We start from the raw sequence: 11,944 nt of genomic DNA, 5'->3' as shown, positions 1-11,944 counted from the left end.
ATAGTCTGACGGACATGACTATCAGCGACGCGATCTTGACCAGTAACGACAGGCGTGAAGAAGAGGCGCCGACCCATGTCGGCTTCCTGCTGATTCCGGATTTTGCGCTGCTGGCCTATGCAACGGCGATCGAGCCGCTGCGCGCCGCCAACCGCCTCTCGGGGCGGGACCTGTATCGCTGGAGCCACGTCTCGATCGACGGATCACCGGCGCCTGCCTCCAATGGCGTCCGCATCCAGCCTGATTTCGCTGTCGGCGATGACGCCCGTCTCGACTACGTCTTCGTCTGCGCTGGCGGAAACCCTGCCGCCTTCCAGCACCAGCCAACCTTCGCCTGGCTCAGGCAGCTGGCGCGCCGCGGGGTGAAGCTCGGAGGTATCTCGGGCGGGCCCTATATCCTGGCGCGCGCCAATGTGCTGACGGGCTACCGCTTCACCATTCACTGGGAACATGCGCCAGCCTTCATCGAGGACTATCCGGAGCTCGATCTGCGGCGTTCGCTCTACGAGATCGACCGTGACCGCCTGACATCGAGCGGCGGCACGGCCCCGCTCGATATGATGCATGCGGTCATCGCACGCGAGCATGGCAGCGAACTGGCTCTCGCCGTCAGCGAGTGGTTCCTTCAGACCCATGTACGCGAAGGCGAGGGGCCGCAGCGCATGCCGCTGCGCGAGCGGCTCGGCGTCAGCCATGCGCCGCTTCTACGGGTTGTCGGGCGCATGGAGCAGAATCTCGAAACGCCGCTTTCGCGCGGCGAACTCGCGCGTACGGCCGGCGTCTCGCTGCGCCAGTTGGAACGGCTGTTCCGCTTGCATCTCGGGCGTTCGCTCGGAGAGCACTATCTCGGCCTCAGGCTGGAGCGGGCCCGCCATCTCCTGCGCCAGACCAGCCTGTCGGTGCTGGAGGTCGCACTCGCTTGCGGCTTTTCGAGCGCGAGCCATTTTTCTCGCGCCTATCGCGCCCGCTTCAATCACCCGCCGCGCGGCGAACGTGTCCCTTACCGAGCGGCGGTTTGACGCTGAGCATCAAGAAACAGTCGCATGACGACAATTCGAAATGGGGATAGGTCGAAACTCTAGGCCCCAACAGAACAACGGGGACCGGTTGCCATGAAACGTACCTTCACGCTCGCGCTCGCCTGCGCCGCGATGCTCGCCGCGATGCCGGCATTCGCGCAGGACTCGCTCGCCAAGATCAAGGAAAAGGGTGTCCTCACCGTCGGCGTGAAGAACGACTACAAGCCATGGGGCTTCCTTGAGCCGTCCGGCAAGATCGTCGGGCTCGAGATCGATCTCGCACAGGCGGTCGCCGACAAGATCGGTGTCAAGCTGGAAATGCTCCCGGTCATCGCCGCCAACCGCATGGAATTCCTCAAGCAGGGCCGTATCGACATGGTCCTGGCGACGATGGGCGACACGCCTGAGCGCCGCAAGGTCGTCGGCATGGTCGAGCCGAATTACTATGCCAGCGCCACCAATGTGCTGGCTCCCAAGAGCGCCAATCTGAAGAAATGGGAAGATCTGAAGGGGCGCAAGGTCTGCGGCGTCCAGGGAGCTTATTATAACCGCCGCGTCTCGCAGCTCTATGCGCCTGAACTCGTGGTTTTCCCCTCGGTGCCGGATGCGCTGAATGCTCTGCAGGGCAATAACTGCGTCGCCTTCCTGTTCGACGACACGCTGATCGTCTCGACGTTGGCCGCGGGCGATCCGAAATGGGCGAATTACGAAATGCCGCTGGCTTCGGAAGATCCGCAGCTCTGGGCGATCGGCATTCGCCTCGAGGACATGGACGGTCCCTTCGGCAAGCTGGTCAAGGACATGTCGGTCGACTGGCACAAGAGCGGCAAGCTGCTCGAACTCGAGACCAAATGGGGCATCAAGCAGAGCCCCTATCTGATCGAGACCAACAAGAAGCTGAAGTCAGCTTCGTAACGCGGTCGCGCTCGATCGGCTGCGTTGATGCAGCCTCAGACACGTCATCCCGGGTTTGACCCGGGATCCATCGCCGCGCGGTGCGAGGGATCCCGGCATTCCGCGTCCTGGCACCTCGGATGACGATGGGCCTTCGGCTGAAACGGTGCTGCGGCATGAGCAGGTTTTCTTGATCGCGTCCTTCTTCCAGTGGCTGAACGATACGCAGGGGCTGAATTTCTCGGTCTTCTACGATGCGTTCGACCGTTCACGCTTCCTGACCGGGTTGTGGACCACGACCTATATCTGCGTGGTCTCGATCATCGCGTCGATGGCGCTCGGCCTGATCGGTGTCTGGCTCGCCGGCGGCAATTCGCGCTTCGGTCGACTCGTGGTGCGCGTCTATGTGCAGTTCTTCCGCAATACGCCGCCGCTGGTGCAGCTCTCCTTTTTCTACTTCGCCGTGGCGAGCCTGTTGCCGACGGTGAGCGATGGTTTTGGCGGCCAGTCGCCGCTGGTCTCCGGGACCGGCTGGGCGATCATCGCATTCTCGCTCTTCGCCGGCGCCTTCAACGTCGAGATCTTTCGCGCCGGCATCGAGGCCGTGCCATCGACGACGGTCGAAGCGGCCGAGTCGCTCGGCTATACCCGTCTGCAGCTCTATCTCCATGTCGTGCTGCCGCTCGCCTTCCGCATTTGCCTGCCGGCGCTGAACAACAACCTGATCAATCTCGTGAAGACCACGACGCTGGCCTATGCCATCGGCGTGCCGGAGCTGCTCTATGCGGCCTCGCAGATCTGGTCCGAGGTGTTCAACGTCCGGGAGATGATGAACGTTCTGCTCGTCACCTATGTCGTGCTGGTGGCGGTGCTGGTCTGGATCATGGGCCGCTGGGAGCGGTCGATGCGCATTCCGGGATATTCGACATGAGGTCCGGCTCAACCGATCTGCCGGTGCTCAAGCCGTACCGCGCCCCTGCGCCGATCGCCCCCTCGGGTTTCGCCGCGCCGATGATGTTGGGCGGCGGCACGCTAACTGTCTTCGTCATCCTGTTCGGCGCTTCGCTGGCTCTTGCGCAGGTCACGGCGCGTCCGGCTGGCGAAGGTGCGGCCACCGTGCTGCTGCGCTGGGCGCCGCTGATCTTCCAGGGTTTCCTGTTCAATATCCTGATCAGCTTCCTCTCGATGGCGCTCGGCACCGTCGTCGGTGTGCTCGTCGGCATCGCGCAGGTCTCGCTGGTCGCGCCGGTCCGCAAGACCGCCCGGGGCGTAACGCAGTTCTTCCGCAACGCGCCCTGGCTGGTGCTGCTGTTCTACGCGATGTTCCTGTTGCCCTTCGAATTTCAGCTGTTCGGCATCACGATCGCCTTCCCAGCCTGGGTGAAGGCGGTCATCGGACTTGCGCTGCCGGTCGCGGCCAATGTCTCCGAGATCGTGCGCGGCGGTATCAAGTCGATTCCCGCCGGCCAGTGGGAATCCGCCGATGCGCTCGCCTTCACGCGGGCGCAGACGATGTGGATGATCATCCTGCCGCAGGCCTTCAAGCGGATGCTCCCACCCTGGATGAACCTCTATGCGATCCTGACCATGGCGACGACATTGATTTCGGTGGTCGGCATCCAGGACGCGCTCTCCGTCACCCGCGCGGCGCTGATCGCCGAGAGCCGGCCGGAATTGATGATCCCGATGTATCTGCTGCTGCTCCTGATGTTCTTCGCCTATTGCTACCCGATCGCGCGGGCGACGCTGGCGCTGGAGCGGCGCTTCAACGTGAAAGCTTGAGCCATGGCGAGCCGTCATCAACTGGGCGAGCCCGTCGTCGTAGTCGAGGGGGTCGAGAAATCCTTCGGCAGCTTTTCCGTCCTCAGGGATGTCAGCCTGACTGTCCGGCGTGGCGAGACCGTCTGCATCATCGGCCCGTCCGGTTCAGGCAAGTCGACGCTGCTGCGCTGTATCAATGGGCTGGTGCCGATCAGCAAGGGCTCGATCAGGCTCGCCGGTCGCGAGGTGAACGATGCGAAGCTCGACAAGCTGGCGCTGCGTCGCGACGTCGGCATTGTCTTCCAGCAATACAACCTCTTTCCTCACAAGACCGCGCTTCAGAACGTGATGATGGCGCCGATCCATGTGCTGAAGCAGGACAAGGTCGAAGTCGAGGAGCGGGCGCGCAAGCTTCTCGCCAAGGTCGGCCTTTCGCAGAAGCTCGCGACCTATCCCGGCGAGCTTTCGGGCGGTCAGCAGCAGCGGGTCGCGATTGCGCGGTCGCTGGCGATGAACCCGAAGGTGATGCTGTTCGACGAGGTCACCGCCGCGCTCGATCCCGAAACCAAGAAGGAGGTGCTGGTGACGATCCAGGACCTCGCCGCAGAAGGGATGACATGCATCCTCGTCACCCATGAAATGGGCTTCGCGCGTGAGGTGGCCGATCATGTCTATTTCACCGATGGCGGCCTGATCGTGGAACATGGTTCGCCGGCGGATGTGTTCGGCAATCCACGCGAAGAGCGCACGAAGGGGTTTCTGGACAAGGTATTGTAGCAAGCCGTCGTCAGTCCGGCTCTTCCCCGCGTCTCGATCCGACGGTTTCCGCGTGCCTGCCATGCAGTGGCAGGGCCTATGTCGCCTGCGGATGCCTCTCTAACACTAGCGAGGAAGCGAGGGAGAAATCATGCTGGACTGGACACGGGCCGAGGCGGAAGCAGCCGCTATCACGAAGAGCTGGGCCGATCAGGCAGGGCCAGGTGGTGCGGTCGTCATCTTCGATGCGGAGCGACGGCTTGAGGCCTGTGCCGGCGGTTTCGCCAATCTGGAACAACAGACGCCCTTCACGGCGGATACGCCCAATCGTCTGGCCTCGATCAGCAAGCATTTCATGGCGGCGACGCTGCTGCTGGAAGGCATATCGCTCGACGCACCACTCGGCAGCCTGCTGGATGGTTTGCCTGCCGCCATAGCCGCCGTGCCTCTCGGCCGCGCACTTGACATGACCGGCGCCCTGCCGGACATGATGGAGACCCTGTGGCAGCTCGGCGTGCCCTACACCACGAGCCTCAGCGCGCCTGAGATTCACGGTTTCGCTCAGCGCCTGCCGGGCATCAATGCCGTGCCCGGCCAGGAGATGGCCTATTCCAATACCGGCTGGCGCCTGGCGCAGTCGGTGCTGCCGGCCCAGCGCAGCATCACCTATCGCGAAGCCCTGCGGCTGCGCCTGTTCGGGCCTCTCGCCCTGCCCTTCGTCTTCCCGGAGGATGAGAGCGAGATCGTGCCGGATCTCGCAACTGGCTACTGGCATGATGGCGTCAACTGGCGGCGTGGACGCTACGGCTTCCAGTTCTCTGCCTCAGGCGGGCTTGTCGGCAGCGCATCGGCGCTGGCGATCTGGGCGTCCGATCTGATGGCCGGGCGCGGGCCGCTCGCCGGCCTGTTCGAGAAACTCACCGCGCCGCGCCAGTTCGCGGATGGTCGCGAGAGCGGCTACCGCCTCGGCCTGGTCAGCACTCCGCTTCTCGGTACCACGGTGATCGGCCATGGCGGATCACTCACGGGCTACCGCAACCACTTCCTGATGGCGCCCGAGCATGGTGTCGGCGTCGTCGTGCTGAGCAATCGTGAGGAGGAGGCGCTCTGGCCGGCGTTGCGTGTGCTTGCGGCACTTCTGGGCGAAGCGCTGCCCGAGGCACCGAAGGCTGGGCCGACCGGCCTCTATGTCGGAGAGGAAGGGTCCTTCTGGGCCGAGCTCGCTGGAGACTCGATCGGCGTCATGGGCGGGCATGAGCGTCTCGTCGTCGGCGAGAACGGCAGGTTGAGAAGCCTGCCTTCCTATCTCGACATCGAGCTCCGCACGCTCGGCGAAGACGAGATTCGGGCGCGGATCGGCGGTGTCGAGCGTCGTCTTCTGCGCGTTCCGGCCGCCACGCCGCTCGACCCGCGCCTTGTCGGCCGCTGGCGCGAGCGCAGCTTCGGCGTCGAGATCACGGTTGAAGCGGACGGCACGGCACAATGGCCCTGGGCCGAGCCGGTCGGCATGACCACCCGGCTGACTCCCTTGCCGGGAGGCCGCGCGCTCGCCGATCTTGTTCATGGTCCCTGGCGGCACCGGCCTTGCTTGTGGCTGCAGCCGGACGGCTCCCTGCGCGTCGACAGCCATCGGGCGCGTGTCCTGCAATTCGATCGTGTCGACGACGTTGGAGGTACCCGATGATCCGTTCCAGCCTTGCCGGATTGTTGCTTTGCGCCGCGTCGCTGACGCTCGGTCTCGAGGCACAGGCCCAGCCGGCTCCGAGCCGCACCTTGCGTGTCGCGCCGCATGCGGATCTCAAGACGCTCGATCCCGTTGCCGCTTCGATCGTCATCACCCGCATGCATGGGCTGATGATCTACGAGACGCTGTTCGCCTGGGATTCAAAGCTGCAGCCGCACCCGCAAATGGTCGAGAGCTTCTCGACTGCTCCCGACAAGCTGTCCTGGAGTTTCACGCTGCGGCCCGGCCTCAAGTTCCATGACGGCCAGCCGGTCACGACCCGCGACGTCATCGCTTCGCTCAAGCGCTGGATGGCGCGCGACACGATCGGCGGCAAGCTCGGCGAGTATACGGAAGGGTTGGAGACGGTCGACGACCGGACCTTCACGCTGAAGCTGAAGCGGCCGATGGCACTCGTGCCTTTCGCACTCGGCTCGGCGGTCGGCCAGATCCCTGTGATCATGCGCGAGAGCGATGCCAAGAGCGATCCGATGAAGCCGGTCACAGAAGCGATCGGCAGCGGCCCTTTCCGCTTCAACCGGGCGGAATGGCGCAGCGGCGCGCGCGTCGTCTACGATCGCAACCCCGATTATGTGCCGCGCTCGGAACCGGCCGACGGCCTGGCGGGAGGCCGCGTCGTCAAGCTCGACCGCGTCGAATGGATCATCATGCCGGACACCGCGACGGCGGCCGCTGCGATCCAGACCGGCGAGATCGATATCTGGGAGCAGCCGAGCCAGGACCTGATCTCGACCATCGCCAAGACCCGCGACGTCAAGGTCGAACGCTACTCGAACCTCGCCAACCAGGTGATGCTGCGGCCGAACCACCTCTATCCGCCGTTCAACAATCCCAAGGCCAGGCTCGCCCTGGCCTATGCCACGGACCAGGCCGATTTCCTCGCCGCCGGGTTCGGGGACGAGGAGTGGTGGAAGCGCTGCAATGCCTATTTCGTCTGTGGCGGGCCAAACGGAACCGAAATCGGCTCCGAAGCCTATGCCAAGCCCGATCTTGCAACCGCGAAGAAGCTGCTCGCCGAGAGCGGCTACAAGGGCGAGAAGCTGGTGCTGAGCACTTCGAACGACATCGCCCCGATCGGCCGCATGGCCGAGGTCGCGGCGCAGTCGCTCAAGGAGGTCGGCTTCAATGTCGATGTGCAGTTTGCCGATTGGGGCACCGTCACCACCCGCCAGCAGAATCGCGGCACCGTGGATCAGGGCGGCTGGAACCTGTTCGTCACCTACGCGTCGGGCGCGACGATGCAGTCGCCGATGACCAATATCGGCACCAATATGGGCTGCGAGAAGGCGTGGGCGGGCTGGCCCTGCGATGCCGAGGCCGAACGGCTGCGTGGCGCTGTCGTCGATGCTCCGGACGAGGCAAGCGGCAAGCTCGCGATCGAAGCGCTGCATCGGCGGCTCGCGGAAGTACAACCCTATCGCGTGCTCGGTCAGTTCGACCAGCCCTATGCCCGCCGCAGCAACATTTCAGGCGTGCTCGCCGCACCGGTGATGCTGTTCTGGAACATCGAGAAGAAGTAAGCAGCGAGCAGTGACGGCTGCGGTCGATGCGCGGTCCGGGGCGAGGCTTCTCTCGCCCTGGACCACAAGATCGGAACATTCTGCCGGCGGCAGGGCCAATCCCGGCAGGATGGGGCGCATCCGGCAGCCAGACGGGCACGGATTGCGAGCTGCCCCTCTGCTAGAATTGCGCTTATCCCTCCTGTGCGGTCCGATCGATGGGCCGCTTCAATCACGTGGCTTGTCATGACGACTGTCGAAACGGTTCTGGCCGATCTTGTGGCCTTTCCCTCTATTTGCCGGACGCCGAATGCGGCGATCATCGAGCATGTGCGCGGATATCTCGCGAGCCATGGCGTCGAGAGCGTCATCGTCCCGGGGCCGGAAGGGGATCGCTCCAATCTCTTCGCCACCATCGGGCCGCGTGAGCCGGGTGGGATCATTCTCTCGGCCCATCTCGACGTCGTGCCCGCTGCCCCCGAGGGCTGGGTCGGACAGCCCTTCGCCTTGCGCCGCAATGGCGACCGCCTGATCGGGCGCGGCGCTGTCGACATGAAGGGGTTTGTGGCCAGCGTGCTGGCGAGCGTGCCGGATCTCGCCTCGCGCCGGCTGACGCGGCCGGTCCACATCGCGCTTTCCTATGACGAGGAGGTCGGCTGCGTCGGCGTTCGTCACCTGATCGCGCGGCTGCGGGAGCTTTGCCCCCGGCCGGCCGGCTGCATCGTCGGCGAGCCGACCGATCTCCATCCCGTTTTGCGTCACAAGGGCAAGATCGCTCAACGCGTGACGGTCGAGGGCAAGGCCGGGCACTCGTCGCGGACCGATCTCGGCGACAATGCCATTCACTACGCTGCGGAGTTGATGGCTGCCGTGCATGCCGAGGCGCGCCGGCATGCGGTGGAGGGCCCCTTCGCCGACAGCTTTGCCCCGCCCTATTCCACGATCCAGGTCGGCACGGTGCAGGGGGGAACCGGCATCAACATCGTTCCGGCGCAATGCGTCTTCGAGGTCGAGGCTCGCGCCATCGCTGGGCAGGAGCCGGCCGGACTGCTTGCCTTCCTGCCGCGCGAGGCGGAGCGCATCCATGCTGCTGCTGTCGCGGATGGGCACAATGTCGTCTTCGGCTTCGAAACGATGAGCGACTATCCGCCGCTCGATCTGCCCGATGAGGATCCGTTGGTCGGGTTGACCGAGGACGTCAGCGGGAACCCGCGCCAGCAGGCCGTCAGCTTCGGTACCGAGGCCGGGCTCTTTCAGGCGGCGGGCATCCCTGCAATCGTCTGCGGGCCGGGTGACGTGAACAGGGCGCATAAGCCCGAGGAGTACATCACCGATGCGGAACTGGCCGGCGCGATGGCCATGATTGCGCGGATTCGCGATCGTTTGTCCTCCTGACGCAGGCTGTCAGCGCAGTTCTGGTTGATCGCCTGAGGCCGTGCATGAATGCCGGCACGGATCATCCGGAGGAGACTGACCATGCCTGATCGCCAGCGTGTCGAGGCTTTTGTCGCAGCCGTCGTGAGTGGCGATCATGTCGGCGCCATCCGCGACTTCTACTGCGAGGATGCTTCGATGCAGGAGAACGGCGCCGAGCCGCGCCGCGGACGCGACGAATTGATGGCGCATGAGGCCAGGGCACTCGTCCGGCTCAACCGGATGCACACACATCCCGCCCGGGCCGTGCTGGTCGATGGTGACCGGGTCGTGATTCACTGGATCTTCGATGCCACCGACAAGCAGGGAGTGACGCGGCGGCTGGAAGAACTCGCGATCCAGCGCTGGCGCGGCGACCGCATCGTCGAGGAGCGCTTCTTCTACGATACCGGATCGTCGTGGCAGGTCGTCGAGCCTGCGCGTTAGATGGCGATCAGGACAGAGAGCACCGGCAAGCCGGAGCGGTTCAAGCTGGTCGTGTCAGTCTATGTGATCTTTCGGCGGGGGAGCGAACTCCTGCTGCTGCGGCGCGCGAACACGGGTTACGAGGACGGCAATTACGGTCTCGTCTCCGGGCATCATGACGGCAGCGAGCCGCTGCGAGCAGCGGCCGCGCGCGAAGCGAAGGAAGAGGCGGGCGTCGAGATCGATCCGGCCAGCCTGACCTTCGCAACTGTGCTCCACCGATCGCAGGACGAGGAGCGGCTGGATTTCTTCTTCGAGGCGCCGATCTGGCAGGGCCAGCTTCGCAATGCCGAGCCTGAAAAATGCGTCGAACTGGCCTGGTTCCCAATCGATGACTTGCCGGAGAACACGATTGCCTATGTTCGCGAGGCCATCGCCCATTGGCAGTCCGGCACTCGCTATTGCGAGTTTTGGCGGGAGCGCTGACGCGCCCCGCTACGACAGCACGCCGCGATAGGGCGCAGCCACGATCAGGCAGCAATTGCCGGGCCGGACGCGGCCGGGCTGGCGGCGGCCGTAGAGGATGCCGTCGGCGGCATAGTGCAGCGTCTCGGGCGGGCGGGTCGGGTCCCAGGTGCAATGGATGCGGCCGGCCGGCTGGCCGGCACTGACCTTGGCGCCATTGGCGTGGAAGGGTTCGAAGACGCCGTCGACGGTGGCATAGACATAAGCCGAGGTGCCGGGCAGCTCGAGGATCTGGCCTTCGCCGCGCTTCGGCTCCGGGGTGTCGCGCGCGACGATGCCGAGATGGTCAAGCACATTGGCAACGCCGCGCCGGCAGACCTTGAGCGCCTCCAGCGAAACCGTGCCGCCGCCCGCCATCTCGGTGCCGACGGTGACGAGCCCGTTGCGGCAGGCCGTTGCTGTTGCGGTGCGCGGCTCGCCGAGATTGCTGATCACCACCGTCATCGGCGCGTCGAACGCCTGCACTGCGGCGACATTGCGCGCGTGCAGCGCCGGATCGTCGGTCGGCTCGACGATCGCGCTCGGGATGATGTCGAGCGAGGAGCCGCCTGAATGCAGGTCGAGGAAGGCGTCGCCGAGCGGCAGGATATGGTCGCTGACAAAGGCTGCGATCTGCTGGGTGATGGTGCCGCGCGGGTCGCCCGGGAAGGTCCGGTTGAAATTCAGGCCATCGACCGGCGACGTCCGCTGGCCGGCGATGACGGCGTGCGAATTGTTCGCCGGCATCAGGATCAGCCGGCCTTGCACGCGGCCGGGATCGAGATCGCGGATCAGATCGCAGATCGTGATCGGCCCCTCGTATTCATCGCCATGGTTGCCGCCTTCGAGGATCGCCGTCGGGCCGGAGCCGTTCTTGATGATCGCGATCGGGATCCGCGTCGCGCCCCAGGCGTCGTCATGCGGCGAATGCGGAATCATGACGAAGCCGACTTGCTTGCCGTCGCGCTCGGGATCGACTGTCAGGAAGGCGCTGGAGGGACGGGGCGTGGGGTTCTGCTTGACGCTGGTCATGGCTGGCTCGCGGGCGCGCCCAGGCTCTTGGGGCGGCAATCCGGCCCGGTGGCGCAGTCTGAAGGGAAAATGCCGGGCGCGGCCTGCGCCCGGCTGATGTCTGGCGTCGCTCAGAGCGTCGGCAGCGGGTCCATCGGCATGTCCAAATACTTGCGATGCAGCCGGTCGAGCTCGCCGTTCATCGCATTGAAGAAGATGAAGCCATCGAGCCAGCGCACGAGATTATGCTGGTCCATCTGCACACCCATATGGGCCGGGCTGCGGCGGATGACGAACTTGCGCTCGAACTCCTTCGCCGGATTCTGCTTGGCGAGCGCCTGCGCGACGATGCTGTTGGTGGCGAGCAGATCGGCCTGGCCGGTGATATAGGCTGCCGCGGCCGTGGCATCGTCCTCGGTGCGCATCAGGCTCGCCTTGGGTGCGGTCGCCGAGATCGCCAGTTCCTGTGTCGTGCCCTTGGCGGCGGCGACGCGGGCGGAGCCGATGGTCTCGGGGCTGCTGACCGGCGAGGCCTTGGCGCCATAGACGGCCAGGAAGGTATTGGCATAGGGCGCGGTGAACTGGATCTGCTTGGCGCGCTCCGGCGTCAGCCCCATCACCGAGATCACGATATCGACCTTGTCGGTGAGCAGGAACGGAATCCGGTTGGCGCCGGTGATCTGCTGCATCTCGAGCTTTACGCCGAGGCCCTTGGCGACCATTTCGGCCATCTCGATGTCGAAGCCGATCGGCTTGCGGTTCTCGTCCTGGGCGCCGAAGGGCGGGGCGTCGAGCGGCACGCCGATGCGTACCACGCCCTTGGACAGGATGTCCTGGAGCTTGTCGGCCCGGGCTTCGGCTCCGCCAAAGACGGCAACAGTCAGTGCAGCCAAACCTGCAAATAGCGAACGCATGTT

At 65.0% G+C, this 11,944-nt stretch carries 12 protein-coding genes; 10 read left to right on the top strand and 2 right to left on the bottom strand.

All coding sequences use genetic code 11. The annotated features are described in order from the left end of the window. Positions 1-35 precede the first annotated feature (35 nt). From AB4118_RS14230 to AB4118_RS14185, 10 genes are all read left to right on the top strand, one after another. Positions 36-1,019 (top strand): GlxA family transcriptional regulator, encoded by a 984-nt coding sequence (locus tag AB4118_RS14230; protein WP_441490332.1) that lies wholly within the window; start codon positions 36-38, stop codon positions 1,017-1,019. Between the two features lie 93 nt (positions 1,020-1,112). Beyond that, positions 1,113-1,934 carry a transporter substrate-binding domain-containing protein gene (locus tag AB4118_RS14225; protein ID WP_441490331.1) on the top strand — a complete coding sequence of 274 codons (822 nt, stop codon included), beginning with the start codon at positions 1,113-1,115 and terminating at the stop codon, positions 1,932-1,934. Between the two features lie 169 nt (positions 1,935-2,103). Beyond that, positions 2,104-2,844 carry an amino acid ABC transporter permease gene (locus AB4118_RS14220; protein ID WP_441490330.1) on the top strand — a complete coding sequence of 247 codons (741 nt, stop codon included), beginning with the start codon at positions 2,104-2,106 and terminating at the stop codon, positions 2,842-2,844. Next, positions 2,841-3,695 (top strand): amino acid ABC transporter permease, encoded by an 855-nt coding sequence (locus AB4118_RS14215; protein WP_441490329.1) that lies wholly within the window; start codon positions 2,841-2,843, stop codon positions 3,693-3,695. Before AB4118_RS14220 ends, AB4118_RS14215 begins: the two co-directional genes overlap by 4 nt. A gap of 3 nt (positions 3,696-3,698) precedes the next feature. Next, positions 3,699-4,451: an amino acid ABC transporter ATP-binding protein gene (locus AB4118_RS14210; RefSeq protein ID WP_441490328.1), complete on the top strand. Its 753-nt coding sequence runs from the start codon at positions 3,699-3,701 to the stop codon at positions 4,449-4,451. Between the two features lie 130 nt (positions 4,452-4,581). Beyond that, positions 4,582-6,114 (top strand): serine hydrolase domain-containing protein, encoded by a 1,533-nt coding sequence (locus AB4118_RS14205; RefSeq protein ID WP_441490327.1) that lies wholly within the window; start codon positions 4,582-4,584, stop codon positions 6,112-6,114. Further along, entirely contained in the window at positions 6,111-7,694 is a 1,584-nt protein-coding gene (locus AB4118_RS14200) for an ABC transporter substrate-binding protein (protein WP_441490326.1), read from the top strand. Before AB4118_RS14205 ends, AB4118_RS14200 begins: the two co-directional genes overlap by 4 nt. 225 nt (positions 7,695-7,919) lie before the next feature. Continuing rightward, the gene (gene argE / locus AB4118_RS14195; protein ID WP_441490325.1) at positions 7,920-9,068 is read left to right on the top strand and encodes an acetylornithine deacetylase; all 1,149 of its coding nucleotides are present in this window, start codon (positions 7,920-7,922) and stop codon (positions 9,066-9,068) included. A gap of 81 nt (positions 9,069-9,149) precedes the next feature. Continuing rightward, positions 9,150-9,533, top strand: a complete 384-nt coding sequence (locus tag AB4118_RS14190; protein WP_441490324.1) for a nuclear transport factor 2 family protein — start codon at positions 9,150-9,152, stop codon at positions 9,531-9,533. Next, positions 9,534-9,998: an NUDIX hydrolase gene (locus AB4118_RS14185; protein WP_441490323.1), complete on the top strand. Its 465-nt coding sequence runs from the start codon at positions 9,534-9,536 to the stop codon at positions 9,996-9,998. It begins immediately after the preceding gene. Positions 9,999-10,007: 9 nt separating this feature from the next. Here the strand turns inward: AB4118_RS14185 and AB4118_RS14180 are convergent, their stop codons facing one another. Beyond that, positions 10,008-11,048: a succinylglutamate desuccinylase/aspartoacylase family protein gene (locus tag AB4118_RS14180; RefSeq protein WP_441490322.1), complete on the bottom strand. Its 1,041-nt coding sequence runs from the start codon at positions 11,046-11,048 to the stop codon at positions 10,008-10,010. Positions 11,049-11,158: 110 nt separating this feature from the next. Continuing rightward, complete coding sequence (locus tag AB4118_RS14175) at positions 11,159-11,941, bottom strand: transporter substrate-binding domain-containing protein (RefSeq protein WP_441490321.1); 783 nt, start codon at positions 11,939-11,941, stop codon at positions 11,159-11,161. Positions 11,942-11,944: the final 3 nt, after the last annotated feature.

The organism is Allobosea sp. 2RAB26 (assembly GCF_052115465.1).
GTDB lineage: Bacteria > Pseudomonadota > Alphaproteobacteria > Rhizobiales > Beijerinckiaceae > Allobosea.
The sequence above is the reverse complement of the archived record's forward strand: the minus strand, read 5'-3'. Positions and strand labels throughout refer to the sequence as shown.